Source organism: Clostridium disporicum (genome assembly GCF_001405015.1).
Lineage (GTDB): Bacteria > Bacillota > Clostridia > Clostridiales > Clostridiaceae > Clostridium > Clostridium disporicum_B.
Genome location: NZ_CYZX01000006.1, coordinates 120,374 through 144,085, shown reverse-complemented (window position 1 = coordinate 144,085; position 23,712 = coordinate 120,374). Strand labels below are relative to the sequence as shown.

At 28.2% G+C, this 23,712-nt stretch carries 24 protein-coding genes and 1 riboswitch; of the genes, 3 read left to right on the top strand and 21 right to left on the bottom strand.

Features of this window, described 5'->3' with window-relative positions; translation table 11 throughout:
- Nucleotides 1-53: 53 nt before the first annotated feature.
- The 11 genes from ARA56_RS05700 to ARA56_RS05650 form a co-directional block, all read right to left on the bottom strand.
- Nucleotides 54-842 carry a hypothetical protein gene (locus ARA56_RS05700; RefSeq protein WP_055264691.1) on the bottom strand — a complete coding sequence of 263 codons (789 nt, stop codon included), beginning with the start codon at nucleotides 840-842 and terminating at the stop codon, nucleotides 54-56.
- 2 nt (nucleotides 843-844) lie between these two features.
- The gene (locus tag ARA56_RS05695; protein WP_055264690.1) at nucleotides 845-2,020 is read right to left on the bottom strand and encodes an ABC transporter permease; all 1,176 of its coding nucleotides are present in this window, start codon (nucleotides 2,018-2,020) and stop codon (nucleotides 845-847) included.
- Entirely contained in the window at nucleotides 2,020-2,682 is a 663-nt protein-coding gene (locus ARA56_RS05690) for an ABC transporter ATP-binding protein (RefSeq protein ID WP_055264689.1), read from the bottom strand. The genes ARA56_RS05695 and ARA56_RS05690 overlap by 1 nt, the downstream gene beginning before the upstream one ends.
- Nucleotides 2,683-3,183: 501 nt before the next feature.
- The gene (locus ARA56_RS05685) at nucleotides 3,184-4,407 is read right to left on the bottom strand and encodes an ABC transporter permease subunit (RefSeq protein ID WP_055264688.1); all 1,224 of its coding nucleotides are present in this window, start codon (nucleotides 4,405-4,407) and stop codon (nucleotides 3,184-3,186) included.
- Nucleotides 4,407-5,327, bottom strand: a complete 921-nt coding sequence (locus ARA56_RS05680; RefSeq protein ID WP_055264687.1) for an ABC transporter ATP-binding protein — start codon at nucleotides 5,325-5,327, stop codon at nucleotides 4,407-4,409. Before ARA56_RS05680 ends, ARA56_RS05685 begins: the two co-directional genes overlap by 1 nt.
- 216 nt (nucleotides 5,328-5,543) lie before the next feature.
- Complete coding sequence (locus ARA56_RS05675) at nucleotides 5,544-6,356, bottom strand: ABC transporter permease subunit (protein ID WP_055264686.1); 813 nt, start codon at nucleotides 6,354-6,356, stop codon at nucleotides 5,544-5,546.
- Between the two features lie 2 nt (nucleotides 6,357-6,358).
- Nucleotides 6,359-7,246: an ABC transporter ATP-binding protein gene (locus tag ARA56_RS05670; protein WP_055264685.1), complete on the bottom strand. Its 888-nt coding sequence runs from the start codon at nucleotides 7,244-7,246 to the stop codon at nucleotides 6,359-6,361.
- On the bottom strand, nucleotides 7,247-7,705 hold the full coding sequence (locus ARA56_RS05665; protein WP_055264684.1) for a DUF3021 family protein: 459 nt from the start codon (nucleotides 7,703-7,705) through the stop codon (nucleotides 7,247-7,249).
- A 14-nt stretch (nucleotides 7,706-7,719) separates the two neighbouring features.
- Nucleotides 7,720-8,157, bottom strand: a complete 438-nt coding sequence (locus tag ARA56_RS05660; RefSeq protein ID WP_055264683.1) for a LytTR family DNA-binding domain-containing protein — start codon at nucleotides 8,155-8,157, stop codon at nucleotides 7,720-7,722.
- A gap of 253 nt (nucleotides 8,158-8,410) precedes the next feature.
- Nucleotides 8,411-10,066 carry a M28 family peptidase gene (locus tag ARA56_RS05655; RefSeq protein ID WP_055264682.1) on the bottom strand — a complete coding sequence of 552 codons (1,656 nt, stop codon included), beginning with the start codon at nucleotides 10,064-10,066 and terminating at the stop codon, nucleotides 8,411-8,413.
- A gap of 229 nt (nucleotides 10,067-10,295) precedes the next feature.
- Entirely contained in the window at nucleotides 10,296-11,567 is a 1,272-nt protein-coding gene (locus ARA56_RS05650) for an MFS transporter (RefSeq protein WP_055264681.1), read from the bottom strand.
- Between the two features lie 259 nt (nucleotides 11,568-11,826).
- On the opposite strand from ARA56_RS05650, the gene ARA56_RS05645 reads away from it, so the two are divergent.
- A complete protein-coding gene (locus tag ARA56_RS05645; RefSeq protein ID WP_055264680.1) occupies nucleotides 11,827-12,438 on the top strand; it encodes a class I SAM-dependent methyltransferase in 612 nt (203 codons plus the stop codon).
- Between the two features lie 136 nt (nucleotides 12,439-12,574).
- Here the strand turns inward: ARA56_RS05645 and ARA56_RS05640 are convergent, their stop codons facing one another.
- The 3 genes from ARA56_RS05640 to ARA56_RS05630 all read right to left on the bottom strand — a co-directional run bounded on the left by ARA56_RS05640 (nucleotide 12,575) and on the right by ARA56_RS05630 (nucleotide 14,355).
- Nucleotides 12,575-12,982 (bottom strand): hypothetical protein, encoded by a 408-nt coding sequence (locus tag ARA56_RS05640; protein WP_055264679.1) that lies wholly within the window; start codon nucleotides 12,980-12,982, stop codon nucleotides 12,575-12,577.
- A gap of 156 nt (nucleotides 12,983-13,138) precedes the next feature.
- Nucleotides 13,139-13,654 carry a hypothetical protein gene (locus ARA56_RS05635; RefSeq protein ID WP_055264678.1) on the bottom strand — a complete coding sequence of 172 codons (516 nt, stop codon included), beginning with the start codon at nucleotides 13,652-13,654 and terminating at the stop codon, nucleotides 13,139-13,141.
- Nucleotides 13,655-13,800: 146 nt separating this feature from the next.
- Nucleotides 13,801-14,355, bottom strand: a complete 555-nt coding sequence (locus tag ARA56_RS05630) for an RNA 2'-phosphotransferase (protein ID WP_055264677.1) — start codon at nucleotides 14,353-14,355, stop codon at nucleotides 13,801-13,803.
- A 201-nt stretch (nucleotides 14,356-14,556) separates the two neighbouring features.
- On the opposite strand from ARA56_RS05630, the gene ARA56_RS05625 reads away from it, so the two are divergent.
- Nucleotides 14,557-16,320: a GxGYxYP domain-containing protein gene (locus ARA56_RS05625; RefSeq protein ID WP_055264676.1), complete on the top strand. Its 1,764-nt coding sequence runs from the start codon at nucleotides 14,557-14,559 to the stop codon at nucleotides 16,318-16,320.
- A gap of 195 nt (nucleotides 16,321-16,515) precedes the next feature.
- Here ARA56_RS05625 and thiW read toward each other — a convergent pair whose 3' ends face one another.
- The 7 genes from thiW to ARA56_RS05590 all read right to left on the bottom strand — a co-directional run bounded on the left by thiW (nucleotide 16,516) and on the right by ARA56_RS05590 (nucleotide 21,432).
- Nucleotides 16,516-17,013 (bottom strand): energy coupling factor transporter S component ThiW, encoded by a 498-nt coding sequence (thiW, locus tag ARA56_RS05620; RefSeq protein ID WP_055264718.1) that lies wholly within the window; start codon nucleotides 17,011-17,013, stop codon nucleotides 16,516-16,518.
- 49 nt (nucleotides 17,014-17,062) lie between these two features.
- A complete protein-coding gene (gene thiE, locus ARA56_RS05615) occupies nucleotides 17,063-17,680 on the bottom strand; it encodes a thiamine phosphate synthase (protein ID WP_055264675.1) in 618 nt (205 codons plus the stop codon).
- 39 nt (nucleotides 17,681-17,719) lie between these two features.
- Entirely contained in the window at nucleotides 17,720-18,325 is a 606-nt protein-coding gene (gene thiT / locus ARA56_RS05610) for an energy-coupled thiamine transporter ThiT (protein ID WP_055264674.1), read from the bottom strand.
- Between the two features lie 21 nt (nucleotides 18,326-18,346).
- Nucleotides 18,347-19,003: a thiaminase II gene (gene tenA, locus ARA56_RS05605; protein ID WP_055264673.1), complete on the bottom strand. Its 657-nt coding sequence runs from the start codon at nucleotides 19,001-19,003 to the stop codon at nucleotides 18,347-18,349.
- A 1-nt stretch (nucleotide 19,004) separates the two neighbouring features.
- Entirely contained in the window at nucleotides 19,005-19,817 is an 813-nt protein-coding gene (thiM, locus tag ARA56_RS05600) for a hydroxyethylthiazole kinase (RefSeq protein ID WP_055264672.1), read from the bottom strand.
- A gap of 13 nt (nucleotides 19,818-19,830) precedes the next feature.
- Entirely contained in the window at nucleotides 19,831-20,628 is a 798-nt protein-coding gene (gene thiD / locus ARA56_RS05595) for a bifunctional hydroxymethylpyrimidine kinase/phosphomethylpyrimidine kinase (RefSeq protein WP_055264671.1), read from the bottom strand.
- Nucleotides 20,629-20,761: 133 nt separating this feature from the next.
- Nucleotides 20,762-20,861: riboswitch (TPP riboswitch) on the bottom strand.
- A gap of 91 nt (nucleotides 20,862-20,952) precedes the next feature.
- Complete coding sequence (locus ARA56_RS05590; RefSeq protein WP_055264670.1) at nucleotides 20,953-21,432, bottom strand: NUDIX hydrolase; 480 nt, start codon at nucleotides 21,430-21,432, stop codon at nucleotides 20,953-20,955.
- Nucleotides 21,433-21,794: 362 nt separating this feature from the next.
- Here ARA56_RS05590 and ARA56_RS05585 point away from each other — a divergent pair, with 362 nt between their 5' ends.
- Nucleotides 21,795-23,696 carry a type I glutamate--ammonia ligase gene (locus ARA56_RS05585; RefSeq protein WP_055264669.1) on the top strand — a complete coding sequence of 634 codons (1,902 nt, stop codon included), beginning with the start codon at nucleotides 21,795-21,797 and terminating at the stop codon, nucleotides 23,694-23,696.
- Nucleotides 23,697-23,712: the final 16 nt, after the last annotated feature.

Sequence of the window (23,712 nt, the reverse complement as noted above, 5' to 3'; positions counted from 1 at the left end):
GTTGATTCTACATTTGAAAATGTGTTTAATATTATATAAATATATATATTTAATTATACTTGTGGCTTCATTAACCATTCATATACTTTATAAAAAATTTCAACTTCATTATCTATATACTCATCCATACTATCATAATCTTTAGTTATTAATGAATTATTAACTTTATCTACTAATATTTTTACCTCATCAACTATTGCTAGGACATCAATATACTTATCTTTATCTAATCCGTTAAATAATTCATATACCTCTTCTACTAATTCATCTGGAATTAATTCTACAGACTCTAAATTTTCTCCCTCAACTCTAATTGACTGTATATTATTTATAAGTAATATTATATTGCTTATTTTATCAGGAAACCCCCTATCAACTAAATCAGTATATATTTTCACATCATCACTCATAGAATCAACATCTGCTAAAGATATTTCAGCATCAACTATTCTATAATTATATGAATATCCCATTTGATCAGTTATATTTTCAAACTTTATAGTTCCTATAATTTCTACTGGTAGGTCTGTAAATTCTATTTGTTTACCTTTCTTAGGATATACCGCCATAGTATTCATAAGTTGATTTGTATTAGGTAGACAATATGCACAATTCTGATAAGGCATATTCATTAAATACGCCATTGATCCATCTAACGGAGAGCTCTGTGCAAAGAATCCAACCATTTTTATCTTCTTTCCATCTAACTTTTCTAATTCCTTTATATCTATCATATCTTTAAATTTTACTTCTGTTATTTCATTATTATCTTTTTCACCTGATGCTACACATCCAATCATTATCATAGGTATTATAAATAATATAAAAACTAGCTTTTTCATTACTACTTCTCCTTTTTTACTCTAATGTAAGAATATATAAGGGTTGATACTATAATAACTCCAACATATATGAATACAATATAAAACTCTGTTGGATATACCTTTGTTAAGTCAAGTACTATTCCTAAAGATGATGATATATTATTTACTAGACTTAAAGCTACCCTATTAATTAATAAAGAAATAGTTATACTTACAGCTATTAATATTATTACTTGTCCTAAAACGTAGCTATATATTTTACTCTTATTCATTCCTAAAAACTTAAGTAACTTAATATCATTCTTAGAATTAACAAGCATTAAAAAGCTCATTACACAAGTTAATAGTGATGCTAACACTACTATTATTCCACAAAGCAATAAAGCAACCTGCTTACTCATATCAATATTACCAACTAGCTTTCTTAATATCTTTGTAGTGTTTACAGCTTGTACATCAACATCTTCACTTAAAGAAGTTTCTATTTTATTTGCTGTTGCCAAACTTCCTGTTTTAACAAGTATAGATGTATAACCCATATTATGATCATCCCCTTCATGAGAATGCTCTTCTTCTTCTGAATGAATGTGTTCTTCATCGTGTGCATTCCATACACTATTTATACTTGTAAAAAGAGTGTTATCATATGATGTATTAGTCTTATCTAAGATACCAACTAAAATATATGGTGAACTTGTGTGTTCTTCTGCATAGTTACTTGTCCCATGAGATGTAGTAATTTCATCTCCTATAGAAAGATTATAGCTAGTAGCAATGTTATATCCTACAACAACTTCATAATCTTCTTTAAATAATTCTCCTGATTTCAAGCTATAATCATTTAGCAAATCAGTTGTAGTTCCTACTATTCTATTTCCTTTATATGAATCAGCCATAGCTAATGGAACTATAGTAGTTACCTCATATTCATCCATTATATTATCTAAATAATCCGTATCTATAGTTCCTAATGGGTCATCTGAGAAAAACAAACTAGACATTACTAATTGAGTACTACTACCTTTAGGTCCAACTATAATATCGTATTTTTTATCTACCTGATAAAATCCTTCATCTATTTGTGAACTAATATTTATAGATAACATACTTATAGAAATTGCTATACATATTGATATAATAAATAATATACTTACTGTTTTCTTGCTTAATAAAGATTTTATTGAATATCTAAACATTAATTAGCACCTCCAATATTCATCTTTATAAAGTCATCGTATTTTATTACACAATCAAAGTTCTCTATTAATCTATCATCATGAGTAACTACTATTAACATATTTTTATTTTTCTTATGAACATCTATTAAAGATTTTATAATGTCGTTAGCTAAAGCTTGATTTAATGAACCAGTTGGCTCATCACATAAAAGTATCTTTCCTTCTTGAAGCAATGCTCTTGCTATACAAACTCTTTGCTTTTCTCCTCCAGACAAAGTTTTTACTTTCTGATTTACTTTATTTTTTAAACTTACAACATCTAAAGCTTCCTCTATAGATATCCTCTTCCCTTTAACTTTTTCAATTAACTTTAAATTATCTTTAACCGTAAAATCATTAAAAAGATTAAACTCTTGAGATACATAACTTATATTATCTCGTCTATATTTTTGAAGTTCTTCACTTGATAATTTTTCTAAATTATATAGAGAATTATCAATATCTATAGTAATAGTTCCTCCATCAGCTTTTATATTTCCACTAATAATATTTAGTAATGTCGACTTACCACATCCAGAAGGTCCTAATATAACATATGATTTATTATCTTCAAATTTTATATTGCTAAAATTAATTCTCTCATTTGAAAACTCTTTATAAACGTCTCTTATTTCTATCATTATAATCTCCTTTTAATGTATTAAATATTTAAAATCATTATCTAGAGATTTAAATATCAAGCCTCACCTTCAAACTAATTAATGTGATGCTATTAAGAAAATATTTAGTTTTTCTTACAAGATATTGGATAAAATCTAATCCTATAGATTTCATAAGAGAGAAGATTATAAGTGCTGATCCAAAATGCTGCAAATTTTCTGCACTCTTTTCAATATTAATACAAATTTCACAATGACCTCTTAAGCAATTGTGATTTTCATTTAATATTGAGTACTGTATATTGGTAAAAATATTAATAATCAAATAAAAAGCCAATAGCAACGCTATTATCTTTTTATTAAATCTAAAAAAACTTATAACTTCTCACCTCCTACCCCTAAAAAACTCTACATTTTATTCTACTATAAAAATTCCTATTTTCAACTATATACACAATAATTTCAAACACACTCCACATTTAACCAAAACTAAAGGAGTTGTCTCAAAACAACTCCTTATTACTATATTAATATATCTTTTTTACTAAAATTAATATGTGCTATTAAATATGCAACTAATGTTGTTGCTATCATTACTATTACTCCATTTGTTACTGTCATATTTGGATTTTGCATCATCATAGCACTGCTTCCTGTGAATACACTTATTGAGTCCCCAAAGTTTAAAAATACTAAATGTGCTATTTTTCTTAATGCTGACAGGTTATAACTTCCTATAGTTAAGAATACTGTAACTACTACTGAAATCGCCATAGTTATCATACTACTTTTTATTAATGTAGAAATCATAAAGATAACTGCACACGCTGTTATTATAAATAATGCTTGGAATAACATAGCTTTTGTAAATAACTCTAAGTTTGTTCCCATATGTCCTGAACCTACAACTTTTGATAATATAGTTGTTCCATCAGCATTTATTATCTTTTCATAAACTGTTCCAATACTTACTGGGTATGCAGAATTATTAACTCCACTAGTTATATTAACAAATAAGAATCCTAAAATTTCTGCTCCTAAAATCATCGTAAGAACAGTTATAGTAACTGCTATAAATTTTGATAGTAACACTTTTCCTCTAGTTACAGGCTGAATTAGTAAAAACTTTAATGTTGCAGGAGTGCATTCTCCTGATACTATATCACTCATAAATACAGCTATACCAGCTACTAATATAGCCATTCCTAAAAACTGCATTAGTGAACTCATATAATTATATGCATCATATTCCCATCCATAAAGTGGTTGAATATTATTATCTCTAAGATACGTTAATTGCTCTAATCTTTCTTTTGATTCCATAGCGTACTGCTTTGACCATTCATCATCATACTTCTCATATCTTATTATAGATTCTTTGGCATATTCTATTTCTTCATCTAATTGCTTTTTCCATTCATCTTCATTTACACCATTTTTAATTATATCTTCATAACTCTTTATCTGCTCTTTAGAATATTCTATTGATTCCTCCAAAGATGCTATATACTCTGGATTTACATCAGAATTTTTATTTAATTCAAGCTCCTCTTTGTAGTAATCTAAGTTCTCTTTTGCCATCTCCAATTGTTTCTCTGGAGACTGCCACATCCTCATATTCTTATCTGAGCTATATTGCCCAAAGATTGTAATTCCTATAAACAAAGCAAACAGCGCAAATACTATCCATGTCTTTCCCTTTTTTAATAATTTAATAAGTTCATTTTTAATAAGTGTAAGTAACATTATCTTATACCTCCCTCTACTAGTTCCATATATCTCTGCTCTAGCCCTTTTCTTTCTTTATAAATTTCTTCAATACTAAAGTTATTCATAGCTAAATGTTTAACTAGTTTAGGAGTGGAGTTACATTCCATTATTATCTTTAATCCTTTATCACTTTCATTACATGATGAAATATAAGATAACTTGCTTATTTCCTTAACTAAAATATTGTTATCATCATTAGAAACTAAACATACTACATCACTATCTGTTTCCATTGTATTGCTTTCTTTATTAATATCCTCTACAGCTTTAATCACACCATCATTAATAAAAGCAACCTTATCACAAAGATTCTGAACTTCAGATAAAATATGAGAAGATACAAATACAGCCATATCTCTTTCTCTAGCAGCCTTTTGAACTACCTCTCTAAAATCTAATATTCCTGAAGGGTCTAATCCATTTGTAGGCTCATCTAAAATTAGAAGCTTAGGTCTTGATAAAAGTGAAGCTGCTAATCCTAATCTTTGCTTCATACCTAATGAATACTTTCTTACTTTATCATCTATCCTATTTTCAAGTCCAACAAGCTTTATAGTTTCCTCTACTTGCTCCTTAGATATTTTTCTTATTCTTGCTATCTGCATTAAATTTTCTCTTCCTGATAAATATTTATATAACTCAGGATTTTCAACTACAGCACCAACTTCTTTTAATGCCTTGCTTGTATTCTTTTTTAAATCATGTCCACATATTTTAATTTCTCCATCTGTAGGTTTAATTAAACCTACAAGCATTCTTATTGTAGTAGTCTTACCAGCCCCATTAGGACCTAAGAAGCCAAAAATTTCTCCTGAATTTATTTCAAAGCTTACACCTTTAATGATTTCTCTCTTGCCAATGGTCTTTTTTAAATTATTTACCTCTAAAACCTTCATTACTTTTCCTCCATTTTTCATGATAATAATGATTATAAATATAAAATCTTAAATATAAGCTATCGAAATTCTTAAAATTTCCTTAAAATAACATACCCCAATGATACGTATTTTTTTGCATATCATTGGGATATAATTTTTTAGTTAATATTTAAATTTTTATTATTACATTTTAAAAACTTTTAGATTTTATATCGTAGCTATTAATTTTACTACTTAGCCTAAATCCTTCTTATTATAAATTATATAAGTTCCAACAATACTCACTAATATTAAAACAGTTGCTACAATTACATATCTAAGTTCAAATCCATCTTTAAATATCTTAGCTGGTATAAAATAATCTGTAGGAGAAAAATATATTAGCCATTCAAAAGACTCCTTTAACTTTCCTAATACACCTACAAAGTAACTTGCAAAAAACACTCCTAAAGCTACTGCTGTAACATTAGTTCTTGCTTTTATTATCATTGATAATAAAAATCCTATTGACATAAATGTATAAGAAAGCATAGCCATTCCAATATACATAATCTTAATATCCATCAATAAATCTATAGTCTTTATATCCTCTGGTTTTACTATTATACCTATTGCCATCGTTACTAATCCAATTATAAAAATGAATATAAAGATAATTACTATAGATGCTAAAAGCTTTGAGGTAACTATTTTATTTCTAGTTATAGGTTTTGAATAAAGGAATTCTATTGTCCCATCTTTTTCTTCCTTACTTAAAGCTGATGCTCCTAATATTAACCCATATATTCCTGCTGCCATCACTATATATTGAAGACAATACCCCATATAATCTTTAATATTTGAAAAATCCATCATTTCATCTATATTAAAAGCTTCCAATAGAGTAGAAGGCATCGCACCTAACTTATCTCCGACAAGTTCTTGCATTCCCATATCCTTCATACTAGGAAAAAGAGCCATAAACATTATAACTAATGCACTACATACAATAGACCAAATTATAAGAGATTTAAATTGCCTCTTAAATTCAAATTTAAAAATATTCATGGTTATTTTCCCCCTTCATTTTCATAATAGTTCATAAAAGTATCTTCAAGACTTTGTTCATGAATTAAAATCTTATCTATATAAAATTTTGATAAGGCTTTTATAAGATCATCTGCACCATTTGAATAATTAAATATAAACTCAGTACCTTTTAAAGATATAACTTCTCCTCCTAAGCTTTCTATATCCTCTCTCTTTATTCCCTTAGCTTCTATAGTAACTTTTAATCCTAGATTTTTAGTTAGCTTATCTATCTCAATAGTATCAATAATTCTACCTTCTTTAATAACTGCAACTCGGTGACAGAAATTTTCAACCTCTACTAAATTATGAGAAGATAAAAATACTGTAGTTCCCTTCTTATTTTGCTCTAATAAAATTTCAAATAGCTTTTTTTGAATAAGTGGATCTAATCCATTTGTTGGTTCATCTAATATAAGTAATTTAGGGTTATGAATAAGAGCTTGTACTATAGCAACCTTCTTTTTATTGCCTAAACTTAACTCTCCCATTTTCTTTTCAACTTCTACCTCAAGATTTTCACAAAGCCTAGTTATTTCTTCCTTACTACAAGAATTATAAAAGCTTGATGAGTACTTTATTATATCTTTAACCTTTATATCGTCATAAAACTTAACTTCACTAGGTACATATCCTAGAATCTTTTTTATTTCTGAACTTTTCTTTACAATATCTTTCCCTAAAATTTTACCTTCTCCTGATGTTGGAAAGATAAAATTTAATAATGTTCTTATAGTAGTAGATTTACCCGCTCCATTAGGTCCTACAAATCCAAAAATTTCTCCTTCTTTAACTTTTAAATTAACATCTACTATACCTCTACTTTTCCCATAACTTTTTGTTAAACTTTTCGTTTCAATAGCATACATCTAATTTCCCTCACCTTCATTACTTTTTTTTAATTCCTTATATACCTTCAACCTTTCATTAAATCTTTCACCAGTAAGCTTTGTATAAATGTAAATAGAGCCAGCTGTTATTATAAAGCATACAGTAAAAATACTAACTGCTATAATGATATTATTTAAATCATTTAAATTAAACCAATTAAAAACTTTTGCGAATCCATATCCTAATCCTATTAATATAAAATAATGAATTAATACTTTAACTTCCCTTTTTACCTTATTCATAAAATTAAAAGTATATAATACATATTGCAGCATAGTTAACAATATTGATATTGCAGCCATTTGCCATATAAGAGAAAACGATATACTATCAGCACCAATAAATGGTCCTATTAAAGCATACATTATAACTTCACCTGCAAAAAACAAACAGCATAACTTCTTTATCTCATAACTATTAATGAAGAATGTTCTCATAATAATACACCTCCTTAAAAATTAAGCTTTCTCTTTAATAAAGGCACATATTGCCTTGATACTACTAATTTTTCGTTATTTTCCAAAATAACTTCTAGCTTTCCTCCAAATACAGGAGTAATAACTTTTATTTTAGAAAGATTTATAATAGTTGATTTAGATGCTCTAAAGAAATCCGAATTGGCAAACTTATCCTCTAATTCATATAATCTTAAACTACTCTCATAAACATCTTTATGAAGATAAATAAAAGTCTTTTTATCAACTGATTCAAAATAGTAAATGTGGTCTACATCTAAAATGAATAATTTCCCATCCTTTGTTCCAGTTATCTTTCTATCGAAGGCTCTAATTGTAGCTATCATTTTAAGCAAATTTTCATCTACTCTCTTACAATTAACTACTATTTCTAATTCCTCTATATCTTCCGATTCATTTATAATTATTCTCATTTAAAGCCCCCTCTATAATTTTTCCATATTTTAAGTATATGACTTCTATTATTACACTACAATGCTTTTATACTAAGTTGCATATATTTCATACTAAGATGTAAATATGTTATATAACATTGAAATGAGAAATTTAAAAACTTCAGATAATTTAAAGTATATTGATTCTAAAAATGAAGTTTCTGTAGGCTAAATTTAATTTTAATGGGTATGTATCAAAAATTATTTTGATACATACCCATCTATATTTTATCTATGCAACTTTTCTATATATATTTCTAATAACATTCTCCTTCTCCATAGATACATTAAGAGCTAATGGTACTATAGTTGATAGAGACATTAATGTTAATAACATGACTACTCCTAATGCCCCAATAGTTAACGCAATGTAAATATTGTAAATTACAGGTACATACATAACTATAGTAAACATAGTAGCTATTAATAACATATTTTGATTTTTAAATTTCTTAGTTAAAATTATAGAGATAAGAGTCATAATTACTGGCCATAAGAACAAGTAGCTTCCCCCTGGAAGGGCTATCATAAATATTACTAATAAAAACTCATTAAACCAAAGTCCCCCAAACAGCATAGACTCTAAATCTTCTCTATTTTTAGCTAATTTCTTTGATAATAGTACCACTAAAACAGAAGTTAAAATTACAGCCATTAAAACAATGAAATCTGAACCTGTAATTCTAGGCATATACGTTATTTTAAATTCAATACCACTTACCATTGAAATTATGTAAGATATTGCTATACCTATTGCTGTACTAGCTAATGCTAATCCTGTCCAAACAGCTATCCATTTTACTACCATCTTAGCGTTTACTTTTAAGTTTCTCATAATAACTACTAAGGCTATTAATGAAATTACCGCAAGTATAGTAGCTATAAGTGAAGTATAATTTATAAATACATTTGGTAATAAGGTAAAGAACACACTATTTTGATTAGATTGAAAATAATCAGCTTGTCCATATTTTGCGTTGTATACATATTCTTGTACTATAGGTAGTACTTGTTCTCCATAATGTTGGATAGATGTATCACTTATATTATCGTAATTATCATTCTTTGTATGATAATAATCTAAGTCATTCAATACAGCAAAATTTATTCCAGGTAAACCTGCATTTTTAAACTCTGTAAAGTCTGAACCGTTAGGCATCTTATTATATACATCAGCAGCTAAAGAGTATGATACTGGTAAATTAGCCTTCTTGTATAAATCTATAACCTTTTTATTATTGTTACTAGTTTCAAACATCAAAGCTGGTCCTTTAATTCCACGTGCTTCTAAATTAACTACAAAGTTAACATTCTCATATAGGTCAAAGTTATTATTCATCTCTTCCTTTGCCCCCATAAGCCCCATTTCTTCACCATCAGTAATTAATATCTTTATACCATTTTCTAATTCTTGTCCACTTTCTTTTATAATTCTAACTATTTCTAAGATAGTAGATACACCATATCCGGCATCTGCTGCTCCTTTTGACTCTCCATCCTCTCCTGACCTCTTCTTAGGCGATGAATCATAGTGAGATGCTAGCATAATATAACTTCCATCTTCTCCATTTTTTCCATCAATTTTAGCATATATATTATTTATGTCATATATACCACCTTTAGAACTTTCTACACCTTCATATGTAAATACTTCTGGTTCTAATCCCAATTCTTTTAACTCATTTAATATATACTCTCTAACTCTTCCTAGGGCCTCTGGTTCTTGTATACTATGAACTTCCTTAGAAATCTCTTTTATATGCTCCTTTGCAATTTCTGTAGAAAATCCACTGTCTTCACTTTTAGGTCTTGGAGTATATAACGAAGTAACTCCTAAGACAATTGATAAAATAATTGATAAAAATAAAATAATTCCTTTGTTTCTCATCTTTTTTACCACCCTTCAATATAAGTAACCCCATTAATGAGGTTCTTTATAGCTTATGTAAAAATTACAATACAGATATAATATCAGAATTTATTTTGATAATCAAATATTTTATTTTTAAAAATAAAAAGTTATCTTGAACTAATAAGATAACTTTTTAAATATTATATTTAGAGTGTTTTAAATCACATTAAATTATTATTTGTAGCTTTTTAGCTTAATCGCTCATTTATTCTCCGTAACTTATCTTCTCACATTCATAACTTTTCTGTTTTACTTTAATATTCTTTAATATACTGTGAAAAATCATTGTCAATATTGGAAACACTGCAGCTAAAAGTATAGCTACTCTTAATCCAAATTGTTCAGAATTAATTGAATAACTAGCAGAAGATGTCCAATTACTAGTTGTAAAATCAGTAACTCTACCAATAAGCCAAGGCCCTATAGCTGCTCCAACATCTCCTGCTGCAGCAAGTAATGCAAACATGGAAGCTCCAGCTAATGGTAACCTGCTTGATGCCACTACTAACGTTCCTGGCCATAATAAACTTACAAATATTCCACAAATTCCACAGGCTATAATAGATAACCAATTATACGGTGATATAGCTACTACTAAATAACATATCGCTGCTCCTAGCGATCCCCAAATCATCACCTTATTTATATTTATTCTAGAACCATATACTCCATATATAGCTCTACCTATTCCTAACATAATTGCAAAGAAGCACATACCTAACATATCTCCTACAAACTTAGGTATTAAAAGTCCTCTTTCCATATAAGTCGCTGCCCACTGATTCATACTAACTTCTGATGCAGCACCTAACATTATTGCAAAAAAAGCAACTATAAAAATAGGATTTTTTATAAGTTCTCTTATCTTCATAATTTTAGATTCGTGTAATTTTTGAGTTAATGGCACTCTCATAAATATAAAGAAATTTACTATAGGAACTATTGCCCAAATCATCATAATAATCCACCATTTTTCTTTTCCAAAAGAAAATAAAAAAATAGATGTTATAACAACAACCGTTACTTGTCCCCATGCATAGAATGAATGTAACAAACTCATTGCCGTTGCCTTATCATCTGATGGTATAGAATCAATAATCGGACTAATAACTAGTTCTAAAAGTCCTCCCCCTCCTGAAAATATTATAGTAGAAAGCACAAAGCCTGCGAAAATATTTTCACTAAATACCCTTGGAGTTATAGAAAATAATATTAACCCTAATGCACATATTCCATGAGCAACTACAACAAATGGTCTAAACCCATATTTATCAACAGGCCTACTAAATACTACATCAAATATTACTTGGGTAACAAAATTTATAAGTACTAACGCACCTAACTGAGAATAAGATAACCCATAACCTTCTCTTAACGTTACAAACAATATTGGTACTAAATTTATTACTGTAGCTTGTACAAAATATCCTATATAACAAGCTATAATTGTCCATTTATAAGATTTTTCACTTCTCATATCTTTCTCCTTTTGAGTTCTTATCCTGTAAATTATACCACATAACCTTAATATTGTTTGTTTTTTATTTAATTTTCCATTACTGAAATTATATTGCAATATATAATAAATTATTGTATATCTAGTAATTCATATTTTTCAAATTATATTCACAGAATTAAATATACTATTTATATTTACCTTATTCTAATGTTATTATATATATGGTTATTTTCATTATATAAACAGTAGAAAAACTACTATTACGAAAGGAAATACTATGATAGAACAGGATTACGAAAGATTATTAAATATCGAAACAAAGAAAGAACAAAAGAATTTTCACCAATCACTTCACTATAATAGATACGAGGCAACACCATATTCAGCACTTGAACTTTTATTTAAAGAGTATAAAGTATGTGACTCTGATTATATTGTTGATTATGGTTGTGGAAAAGGCAGATTATTATTTTATATAAATCATTTTTTTAATTCTAATGTTACAGGTGTAGAAATGGATAAGAATTTCTATAATGATTGTTTATCAAATACAAACTCTTATTTACTTAATCACAAAAAATCTATAGGTAAAATTAATTTTGTAAATGATTTTGCTGAAAACTATATAGTGTCTGAAAAAGATAATAAATTTTACTTCTTTAACCCTTTTTCAATACAAATATTTATGAAAATAGTTGATAATATTTTAGAGTCTATTGAAAAATGTAATAGAGTAGTAGATATAGTTTTATATTATCCTTCTGATGATTACATATATTACTTAGAAAGCTGTACAGCTTTCACACTTATTAAAGAAGTTAAAATAGATGAACTTTTTATTAAGGACTCTAGAGAAAGATTTTTAGTCTATAGACTTAGTTTATTTTAAAATATTCCTTCATAAAAATAAAAAATATGACTTCTGCATTTATTCGTAATCTTTGCATAAGTCATATTTCTTTGTAGTAATCTTATTCATAAAAAACTTATTTATTTATATAAATTAATTCTTTAATATAAATACTCTAATTTATACATCTCCATTTAACATTTTCTGAACATATCCATGTAAAATCATCATAATCTCTTATATCATGTATATCAAAACTTTTACTATCAGCCCAATATATTTCCCCTTCAAAAATATCCATGAATGAATCTAAAATTATACAATCATATCTTTCATTTACAGGTGCCAAATTTAGCTTGCTTATTTTCTCAAAAACAACCTCAATTTCTGATGGGTTACTTAATTGTCTCTGAAATACTACAGTAACATTGCGCCTTTTATTTATAGGATTCATCTCTAAATTTTCATTTACATAAGCTCCACTAACATAATGTATTTCCTTTATACAGCTATCATGAAAGTTTCCAAACACATTCATTAACTTATATATATCATCCTTTGTCTTAATATTATTCCATTCCATATAAAACCTCCAAGTAAATCCTCTCTATAATAATTATTCCTTAAAACATCAAATTAAATCATATTAATCTAAATTAATGAGCTTAAGTGTAGTAAATATCTTAAATATTCTTTAACATTATTTACATTACGTATATAAATTAAAAATAGAGGTTTTTTAAACCTCTAAATTACTTCTGCTCATTGCTGTTGCTATAAGAACTAGAAGTGTCGAAAAAAATGCTCTATATGCTTTATTTATTTCCTTGCAATTTCTTTCTTCACCTTGTACTGAATTTAAGTTTTCATAATTACTATAATTAATTTCTAAAAAAATTGCTGTTGCATACAGAAACATCGCATTAGTTATTCTTGGTAACTTTGTACCATCTATCAACAAATCTGCGTATTTAGTATTATTAAGCGTATCTAAAGCTTGTGTTCTAGTATAATAAACATAATATATATTTAACAATATAGCTGTTAATATAATTAATAATGTATCAAATGATAAATTTAATTGATTTATTTGTGCAATTAATTCTTCATAATTCACTTTACTTTCTGTAGAACTTGATGAGGTGTCACTACTAGAAGATTTTTCTTTACTATAATCATTCTTTTCATTAGCTAATTTTCTATTTAAATTTCTACTATCTTTACAATTATTTTTAACTCTTTTAGACTTTTTCATATAATAGTTCCTAAAATAATTAATCTTATATATTATATGTGTTTTATATTGTTTTGTTTTTATTGCAATCCTAAACCACAGTATAATGATAAAATTATATTATAATTAAAGCCAATAAAACTCCTAAAAATTCTATTGGCTTCATTTTATATATTTTTAATTTTTAAATATATAGCTGGAATATCATTTGAAAGATATATATCATCACTTGCTTTATAAAATTTCACTCCATCTTTATATGCTTCCCTAGCATTTATTTCTAAAACTATATGAGTTTTATTCTTTCTACGTCTCGCTACCATAATAGCTGTTTCTACTGTAGATGATAAGTGTACGTATTGTCTTTTTTGATGCTTTAATCCTTCTTTTGAAATAAATTCATTATATACTTCTAAAGTTGTTCCATGATATAAAATATCTGGTGGAATAATCTCATTATAAATAATTTTTCTTTCAAATGAATGTCCATAAACAGCTCTTATTTTATTTTCTATTAATTCAAATCTTCCCTTAGGATCATTTTCAACAACATATTTAATATCTAAAATAGTAATGTCATCATAATAAAGCTTTAGACTATTTAATAAATCATTCACTTCGCAAAAACCATTTTCATCTAATTCTAAGTTAAATCTCCACGGCTCATGTCGCAAAGCATAACATATAGTATAACTTAGATTTGCTTCATGCTCTTTATCCATATACTCCAACTCTTTCTAAAAATATTATCATTATATAATATGACTATCTCTCTACTTAGAGTACTATATTTATTTTATATCAAAACATTCTATTTAGCATAACCACGAAGTATCTATTACTTATTTATAATTTTTTGAATAAATTATCCTATATTGATTAACGATAATAATTGTTAACATATTAATATGGAGGCCTTACAAATGATAAAGTCGTTTAAAAAAACTTTTTTACTCTTCATATCTTTTCTATTTTCTTTTACACTATTTACATATTCTCCTACTGTTATGTCAGATGTCAATATTATAGAAGATTCGGTAAATACAAAAATACTTCCAAGAAACTTCCGTAAAACTAGTGATATAAGTTGTATTGAAAATATTAAATATTTAAATTTAGATAGCTTAAGTAATTTAAATATTTCTGGTAATAATTTTTTTAATGATTCAATTACTGATACTTATATTAAAAATTATAAAATGCCTAAATACCTTTATGTTATATCTGAAGATAATATGACGAATGAAGAAAAGACCATGATTGCAACACTCCAAGGTCTTATATCCAATAAATCTGAAAAACAAATTTACATTCTTAGCCCAAGTGAACCTGATTACGAAATTTGGCTAAAAGATTTAAAGACCATATATAATGTAAAATATAAAACTATCAAGGATCCATGGAAACTAATAGATATATTTAACTCTTATATTGATGGATATGTACTTTATAGTAATGTAAAACCCCCATCAATAAATAACGCTTGTACACTAGCCTCGCTAAAAAATTCTATTGCTATTGAAGAATCTATTGAGTCTATTATTAATAAACACGGAATAACTAATTTAATACAAGATTGTATAAATACAGATAAGTATTGGGCATATAATAATTTATGGAATTCAGGTTTAAATCATTCTATCGTAATAGAACTTCCATCCGATAAATTTACATCTTTAAGAGATTATGCTATTATGTCAAAATCCCTCATTTTTTATGAGGATAATTTAAGTGATACATCATTAAGAGAAACTATCTTTAATTCTATGGATGATGGTGGTCATATCTTAGGATGGGGCCCTGATGAATACACCAATGTATCAATTGCATCAAAGTATGGAGTAGATATTATAGCTGCAGACTGGTCTTACAACCTTTCTGTTCTAAGTTCTTATCCTTCCACTCCTAAAACTCAAAAATCAAATACTGAGTTTATTGATGAAGATGGTGTTCACTATGTTACATTCATTATGTCTGATGGTGATAATCAACAATGGCTACTTGGTAGCAATTATAGTGTAAAGAATTGGTTCGGCTCTCCATATAGAGGTAATTTCAATTTAGGATGGTCAATTAGTCCTTCAATTTATTATTTAGCTCCTACAGTTTTTGATAAATATTATAAATCTGCTAGTCATTCAAAGTATTCCGATAATTTTGTTGTTCCTGCTTCTGGTAATGGCTACATGTACCCTAGTAAATTTCCTTTTGAAAAACTTGGTGATTATACAAAAAGATTAAACGAGTATATGGCTATAGTCGATCAACATTATATTCTAATACTTGATGATGACGCTTTTTACAAGAAAGATTTATGGGATAAATATACAAATAACTCTAATATAAATGGACTTTTATACCTTAATTATTATAAGAACAATAGTTATGAAGGAAAAATAGTCTGGTCAAATAATAAACCTGTAGTCTCTTGTCGTGATTTACTTTGGGGAGGTTTAGAAGATGAAACTGAACTTATTAATAACATTAATACACGAGTAAATTTAGGATATACCGATATTAAAAACCCTAATTCATATACTTTTGTTTACGTACATGTTTGGAGTAATACTATGGATAATGTTAATGATGTAATAACCAAATTAAACAAAAATCCTAAAGTGAGAATTGTTACCCCTGACGTTTTTATGAGATTAATTGAAAAAAATATACCTCATATAGATTCTTAGTCTATGTGAGTATAAATATGTAATTTATATTTATCTATGATATTAATTTTTTAAATTCACTTTTATAATAGTTAAAATCAGTGCCTGAATCTTATATCTATTCAGGCACTTATAACCTACTATTATAAACCATACTTTTACAGTAGCAAATTTATATATTCCTCTGCACTTATGACATTTTGATTTTTATTTAATCTATAAGAAGTTTCTTATTACTTTCAGTTTTAAAACTATATATGCAATTATACTTCCTAGTAAGGAACTTGTAGTAAATGGAACTATATATACAAACATAGCTACTTCCTTACCAAGTACAAAAGCTGCTAAAGGATATGCTACTAATGCACCAATTACTCCTGTACCAATAACCTCTCCAATTACTGCCAACTCACTTTTGTGATATTTTTTATATAAAGTTCCAGCTAAAAATGCACCTATCATACTTCCAGGAAAAGCCAGAACACTTCCTGTACCTAATATATTTCTTAATAGTGATGAAATAAAAGCACATCCCATTCCATATGCAGGTCCTAATGTTATTCCAGTAACTACATTTATAAAGTGCTGCACCGGTGATGCTTTAGCTCCCAAAATTGGTATGGAAAAAGTTCCAAGAACTGTAGCTAAAGAAACTAATATTCCACTTAAAACAATCTTTTTAGTTGTACTTAAACTTGATTTTGTTATCTCCATACACACTTCTCCTATCTTATGTCTTATATCTTTCATCCCTAATTTAACTCTAAGTACTAATTGCATCTATCCATTTTTCACATTCAGTGTTTATATCTTCTGCTTTAAGAATTGCAGATACAACTGCATAGCCATCGATATTACATTGCTTAAGCATTTCTATATTATTTAAGTTTAAGCCACCTATTGCAACTATAGGTAGATTAACATTTTCTTTTATCTCCATTAATTTTTCTATAGAAATAGCCTTTGCATCAAGTTTAGTTGTTGTAGTAAACATTGCACCTACCCCTAAATAATCAGCCCCATTTTCTTTTGCTGTTCTTGCTTCCTCTACCGTTCTTGCTGAAACTCCAATGATTTTATTAGGACCTAAAAGCTGCCTTACTTTATCTGCTGGAATATCACTTTGTCCAACATGTACTCCATCTGCATCACAAAGCATTGCTATATCGACTCTATCATTAATAATAAATTTAACATCATATTTTCTAGTTAATTCTCTAAGCCTTACAGCTTTCTTTAAAAACTCTTTTCCAGAAGCATTTTTCTCTCTAAGCTGAAGCATGGTAACTCCGCCTTTAAGTGCAGCTTCTATAGATTTGTAAAAATCTCTATCTCTTAAGATATCTGAATCTGTTACAAGATATAATTTTAATTCTTTCATTAATTTACTCCTCCCCGGTATTATATATTGCTCCTTCTATTACGCAGCCTTACTATCTTTTGCAATCTGCTTCTTAAATCTTTCTAGCGGAATAAGTGCAATTACACCTATCGATAATATTCCTTCTATTCCTGCTGTTGTAAAGTTGTACAAGAATGAATATAAAACTACCCCCATACCGGCTGGTGCAAATTCCCCAAAGAATACTACCCCAGATAAAAAGCTTATAAACACTGAAACAGTAACAGCAAATGCTGATCCTAATATAACTTTAACTTTATTATCATTTCCAAAGATACCTGCTAGTCCAAGTACCATCCTTGCCAAAATATAATCTAATAAAAATTGAACTGGATGAACTACATATACACCATTAAGCATTGATAATAATCCAAATATAATTCCTCCTGTAAGCCCTGCAGTTCTTCCATAAAGCAATGAAAGAACCATGACAGGCATCATTGAGCATAGTGATATTCCACCATCTTGAGGATATTTAATAAACTGTATTAAACTTAAGATAAATGATATTGCACTTACCATTGCAATTATAACCATCTGCTTAGTATTAATAGGATTCTTTTTTAAATCTAAAAAATATAGTATAAATGTAATAACTGCTGCTATTCCTATAATAATTGTCATATTTATTCCTCCATAAATAAATTATCCTTCATAAGCCATATTCCAAAATTCCATCTCATAAAGGCTTGATTTTATAAATATATCCTTTAAATCTTCCTTCTCACTTTCAGATATATTTTCACATAAATAATCAATATAATTTATCCATGCATCAGCACATCCTTTAAATTCTTCAGATGAATATTCTTCAATCCACGGCTTATAGAAATTATCTTCTAATGTATCTTTATATCTATCATAAAGGTTTTTTCCTATATAATAATAGCTCCAAGTACAGGGCATTATAGTCATAGCTATCTCCTTTGAACCTCCTTTAGATGCAATAGCTAACATATAACTTGTATAGCTTGCTGTTGTAAGTTCACATCTATACTTTTCTACTGCTTCATCACTTAATCCGAAATATCTTAAGTAGTTAGTGTGCACTTGTGTTTCATCTTCTAAAGTACCTCTAATTGAATCACTATAAAACTTCATTTCTTTCATAGTCTTTGCTTTAACTAATCCAAGAGCAAAAACTTTTGCATAATCCTTTAAATATAAATAATCTTGTATAAGATACTTTTTAAATTTCTCTTTATCCAAGGTTCCTTCTCCAATTCCTTTTACAAAAGGATGCTCTAAATACCTATCCCATAGCTCCTTAACTTCTTCAAATAATTCATCCGTAAACTTCATATTATTCAACTCTCCCAAATTCCTTTAGTTTATCTACATTTAGTTCATATACATTATTCATTAATTTTTCCTTGAAACTTCCTATAGCTATGTTGTTTACGTCCACAAGTTCTCCACTTAATCCCATAGTAAGTACCCCCATAGCTACAGCTTCAACTTTCTTATCTTTAAGTACTTGTCCTAATTTCATTAAAGTATCAAATGTACCTAAGTAACTACCTATTAAGCTTCCTGTCATACAGCCAGTACCTGTAATACTTTTAAGCTTTGTAGTACCATTATTTATTTTTATAACTCTATATCCATCGCTTATAAAATCAACCTTGCCTGTTGCAACAACAATAGTATCTAATTTTTTAGCAACCTTTTTTATAACCTCTGAGATATCCTCGCCGTCATCAAAAGAATCTACCCCTTGCCCTCTTACATCAAGTCCACCAATAGATTTAATTTCAGCGATATTCCCTTTAACTACATCAAACTTTATTTCATTTAAAAGATTATTTGTAAAATCTGTTCGTGTTTTTGTAGCAAACACTCCTACTGGATCTAAAACTACTGGCTTATTATATTTATTAGCAGCCTTTCCAGCCTTTATAAACAAATCTAATCTAGATGAATTCATTGTTCCAATATTTATTACTACAGCACTTGCAATACTTACTATCTCTTCTACCTCTTCATCCGAATAACTCATTAACGGACTTGCCCCTATTGCTAAAGTTATATTGGCACAATCATTTATAGTTACTTCATTTGTGTAGTGTAATACTAACGGATTTACTTCTTTTACTTTATTAATTAATTCATACATTGCCTATTCCTCACTAATCCTCAAATTTATAAAAATGATTTACTGGCCCTACTCCTTTGCCTATATCAAAGCTGTGTCTTATTGCTTCAGTTATATACTCCTTGCTTAATCTAACAGCTTCTTTTATGTCATATCCTAAGGCTAAGTGAGATGTTATTGCAGATGATAAAGTACAACCTGTACCATGAGTATTTTTTCTATCTAATCTCTCTTGCTTAAAAATTTCAAAAGTGTCTTTACCTATTAGTACATCAACAGCATCTCCTTCTAAGTGTCCACCTTTCATAAGAACATACTTAGGTCCTAGTTCTAATATTTTTTCTCCTACTTCTCTCATATCATCTACTGTTTCTATATTCATCCCAGATATTTCTTCAGCCTCAAGGGTATTTGGTGTTATTATATATGCCATTGGAATAAGCTCTTCTATTAAGCTCTTTTTAGCCTCTGGTTTAAGTAAATAATATCCACTCTTAGATATCATAACTGGGTCAACTACTAAATATTTCGGATTATACCTCTTTAAAGTTTCTACTATAGAAGAGATTATCACTGGACTAGATACCATTCCTATTTTTACAGCAGCTGGCTCAATATCTTCAAACACAACTTCTATCTGCTTTCTTATAACTTCTTCACTTAAATCCTCCACAAGAAATACTCCTTGTGTATTTTGAGCAGTTATTGCTGTTATAACGCTCATTCCATAAGTCCCTATTGCACTAAATGTCTTTAAATCAGCTTGTACACCTGCACCTCCTGATGAATCTGAACCTGCAATAGTTAGTGTAGGTATTTTGTAATTTCTCATTTTTGTTCCTCCTAGTTTTAATATTGTAAATATCAAACTTCCCTGATACCATAATGGATTCTTTGAATAAAAAAATAGCCATATTCCAACAGAATATGGCTATGCTTATATATAAAAATACTATTAGTTATTTAAATACATTACGATGCTTTCCTCCGCTGGTATTATCCAGATCAGGTACAAGGGTTAATAGCAAGCTATCTCTCAGCCAAAAGGCACCCCTAGCAATTTTCTATTTACTTTATAATCTATATTACATACCTTGTAATATACTGTCAATTCACTTTTGTAAATATTTTTCTGAAATATTCATATCATTTTTATCTAAAGCTTCGTTTCTCTAAATATTTCATATGGTCTACTTGAATATACCCTATAAACTATTTCGCCATTAAACTTTAACATATCTTCAGCTCTATCAAGTAACCACGGTTCAGTTATCATATTTAAAACCTTATCTTTTTCAAACCAACCTACTTCAACACTCTCTTCGCTACACTTTAAAGCTCCACCTTCTGCAGTTGCTAAAAAGTCAAAAATAACTTTAGTAGGCACTATTGTCTCATTATCCCACCCTAGATACGATTTAGTATTAGAATATACCCCTACAAGATTATCTACCTTAATAATAATTCCTGATTCCTCAAAAACCTCTCTAGTAACACCTTCTATTAAATCTTCTCCATTTTCAATTTGTCCTCCTGGAAACTCCCATCCTCTATAAGGATTCTTTACAAGTAAAACTTCTCCTCTCTCATTAGTAACCAAAGCCCCTGCAGCTACAATATGCATCGGAAATTCCATCTCTTTCTCTCCTTTCTATCCCTTTATCACCATCCATATTATACCATTTATTTATATAAACATATATTAGGATAGCTTTAGATTAGAAACGCGATTTTTATTTACTCCTATACTTTCTTCATTTATTACTTCATACTTTAATAATTATCAATATAATAACTCATAATATTTAATAATTTACTATTTCATCAAAAAATTACATTTTTCATTGACAGTATTATTTACTTATAATAAAATTTCATTATACAATTTTACGAATAATAATTTTGTTTTTATTTATTTTATACGACTTATTATCGAAAGGATGTGAAGATTTTTCAATAATATTTCAGTTTTACGAATGTTTATTGAATAATAATATTATGATTAAAGATTTACTTTATACAATACCTAAAACTAAACACTCTGTTGAAGATTTAAAAAATATCTTAAATCTTAATCCACAAATAAAATTTGTATCACTTGTAGGAGTAGATCTTTCTGGAAATGATACTGATGAAAAAATTCCTGTAAGTCTTTTCTTAGAAGATATTAATACTTTTTTAAATGGAGTAGCTGTTCAAACTGATGGTTCTTCAGTTGTACTTCCTGGTATAGCAACTTTAAACAACGCAAAGGTAGATATGGTTGCCGATTTAAACTGTAATTGGTTTGTTGATTATAACTATGATTTTATTGATCCAATCTCAAATAAACCTGTAGGAACTTTAAGAATTCCTTGCTTCTTATTACACAATGACGTTGCTGTTGATTCAAGAAATATCCTAAAATCAGCAATTACTACTTTTAAAGAAAATTTATGGACTATCTTTAATTCTACTCCTGAAATATTAACTAGTTATAAAGTCTCAAAAGATGATATCGAAGATATTGTTATAACTTCTGCTACTGAATTAGAATTCTGGGTTAAGACTCCAAACAACATAGCTGAAATTGAAGAATTACATACATCTCAAGCTCTTCACGAACAATATTGGACAAGAACTAAAGGTGCTGTTCGTACTGCTATGGAAGAATGCTTACTTTTAATGGATGAATATGGTTTTGAACCTGAAATGGGTCATAAAGAAGTTGGTGGAGTTAAAGCAAAACTTGATGCTTCTGGTAACTTTAATCATATAATGGAACAACTTGAAATAGACTGGAAATTTTCTGATGCTGTACAAGCTGCCGATAACGAATTATTCATAAGAATATTAATACAAGAGACATTTAGAAGAAATGGATTAGAAGTTACTTTTTCTGCTAAACCACTTGAAGGTGTTGCTGGATCTGGTATGCACACTCACTTAGGAGTAAGCTTAAAGCTTAAGAGTGGCAAAAGAGTTAACCTATTCCACACTGATGAAAATCACTTCTTATCTATTATAGGATATGGGGCTTTAATGGGAGTTCTTAAGAATTATGAAGTTATGAATCCATTTATATCTTCAACTAATACTTCATTTAAGAGATTAAAACCAGGCTTTGAAGCACCAGTGTGTATAGTTACTTCATTAGGTTTAAGTCCTGATAATCCATCAAGAAATAGAACTATACTTATTGGGTTAATAAGAGATTTAGCAAACCCACTTGCAACAAGATTTGAGCTTCGTTCACCAAATCCACACTCAAATACTTATATAACTATGGCTGTTTCTTATATGGCTATGCTTGATGGTATACTTTATGCAGTTAATAATAATAAAACTCAAGATGAATTATTAGCTGAATTATCAAAAAATGCTGGTGATGAAGCTGACTACTTAGAAAAAGATAGAGCTTATAGAACTGAAGAGGATGTATTTGAACATTTCTCTGACGAAGAAATAGTTAAATTCTTTGGTAATCCACCAAGAACAGTTATTGAAAATATTTCTGCTTTAGATTTATATCCAGAAAAGTTAAACATCTTAAAAAGAAATGATGTTATGAACGATAAGCTTATAAACAGCTTTAGAATAGCTATGACTGAAAGATGGATGACTGAAATTGGAAATAGAACTATAAACAGATACATGGATGAAGTTAGAGCGTGTAAGTGCCTACATTCTTTAGATAGAGCTCTTGACTTAGATGTTTCTAACTGGATGAAAATAAATGATTTAAGACATTATATAATGAAAGATACTTATACAACAAAAAGTTTATTTACAAGAATTAAAACTGCACTTGCTACAAATAATCTTCAAGTTGCATCAGACCTTTCTCTAGAATTAGATGAAAAGATGAGCCTTTTAAGAAATCTTTACTCTAACTATAAGAAAAATCTTTTAGATATTTAATAGTCTTATGTTAATA

What these genes read in the sequence shown, in the direction of transcription:
- ARA56_RS05645 (WP_055264680.1), top strand. Translation starts at nt 11,827, where the DNA reads ATGATAGAACAGGATTACGAAAGATTATTAAATATCGAAACAAAGAAA.
- ARA56_RS05675 (WP_055264686.1), bottom strand. Translation starts at nt 6,356, where the DNA reads ATGAATATTTTTAAATTTGAATTTAAGAGGCAATTTAAATCTCTTATA.
- ARA56_RS05640 (WP_055264679.1), bottom strand. Translation starts at nt 12,982, where the DNA reads ATGGAATGGAATAATATTAAGACAAAGGATGATATATATAAGTTAATG.
- ARA56_RS05665 (WP_055264684.1), bottom strand. Translation starts at nt 7,705, where the DNA reads ATGAGAACATTCTTCATTAATAGTTATGAGATAAAGAAGTTATGCTGT.
- thiD (WP_055264671.1), bottom strand. Translation starts at nt 20,628, where the DNA reads ATGAGAAATTACAAAATACCTACACTAACTATTGCAGGTTCAGATTCA.
- thiT (WP_055264674.1), bottom strand. Translation starts at nt 18,325, where the DNA reads ATGACAATTATTATAGGAATAGCAGCAGTTATTACATTTATACTATAT.
- ARA56_RS05680 (WP_055264687.1), bottom strand. Translation starts at nt 5,327, where the DNA reads ATGAAGGTTTTAGAGGTAAATAATTTAAAAAAGACCATTGGCAAGAGA.
- ARA56_RS05695 (WP_055264690.1), bottom strand. Translation starts at nt 2,020, where the DNA reads ATGTTTAGATATTCAATAAAATCTTTATTAAGCAAGAAAACAGTAAGT.
- thiW (WP_055264718.1), bottom strand. Translation starts at nt 17,013, where the DNA reads ATGGAGATAACAAAATCAAGTTTAAGTACAACTAAAAAGATTGTTTTA.
- thiE (WP_055264675.1), bottom strand. Translation starts at nt 17,680, where the DNA reads ATGAAAGAATTAAAATTATATCTTGTAACAGATTCAGATATCTTAAGA.
- ARA56_RS05690 (WP_055264689.1), bottom strand. Translation starts at nt 2,682, where the DNA reads ATGATAGAAATAAGAGACGTTTATAAAGAGTTTTCAAATGAGAGAATT.
- ARA56_RS05670 (WP_055264685.1), bottom strand. Translation starts at nt 7,246, where the DNA reads ATGTATGCTATTGAAACGAAAAGTTTAACAAAAAGTTATGGGAAAAGT.
- ARA56_RS05590 (WP_055264670.1), bottom strand. Translation starts at nt 21,432, where the DNA reads ATGGAATTTCCGATGCATATTGTAGCTGCAGGGGCTTTGGTTACTAAT.
- ARA56_RS05635 (WP_055264678.1), bottom strand. Translation starts at nt 13,654, where the DNA reads ATGAAAAAGTCTAAAAGAGTTAAAAATAATTGTAAAGATAGTAGAAAT.
- ARA56_RS05655 (WP_055264682.1), bottom strand. Translation starts at nt 10,066, where the DNA reads ATGAGAAACAAAGGAATTATTTTATTTTTATCAATTATTTTATCAATT.
- ARA56_RS05625 (WP_055264676.1), top strand. Translation starts at nt 14,557, where the DNA reads ATGATAAAGTCGTTTAAAAAAACTTTTTTACTCTTCATATCTTTTCTA.
- thiM (WP_055264672.1), bottom strand. Translation starts at nt 19,817, where the DNA reads ATGTATGAATTAATTAATAAAGTAAAAGAAGTAAATCCGTTAGTATTA.
- ARA56_RS05630 (WP_055264677.1), bottom strand. Translation starts at nt 14,355, where the DNA reads ATGGATAAAGAGCATGAAGCAAATCTAAGTTATACTATATGTTATGCT.
- ARA56_RS05685 (WP_055264688.1), bottom strand. Translation starts at nt 4,407, where the DNA reads ATGTTACTTACACTTATTAAAAATGAACTTATTAAATTATTAAAAAAG.
- ARA56_RS05585 (WP_055264669.1), top strand. Translation starts at nt 21,795, where the DNA reads ATGATTAAAGATTTACTTTATACAATACCTAAAACTAAACACTCTGTT.
- ARA56_RS05660 (WP_055264683.1), bottom strand. Translation starts at nt 8,157, where the DNA reads ATGAGAATAATTATAAATGAATCGGAAGATATAGAGGAATTAGAAATA.
- ARA56_RS05650 (WP_055264681.1), bottom strand. Translation starts at nt 11,567, where the DNA reads ATGAGAAGTGAAAAATCTTATAAATGGACAATTATAGCTTGTTATATA.
- ARA56_RS05700 (WP_055264691.1), bottom strand. Translation starts at nt 842, where the DNA reads ATGAAAAAGCTAGTTTTTATATTATTTATAATACCTATGATAATGATT.
- tenA (WP_055264673.1), bottom strand. Translation starts at nt 19,003, where the DNA reads ATGAAGTTTACGGATGAATTATTTGAAGAAGTTAAGGAGCTATGGGAT.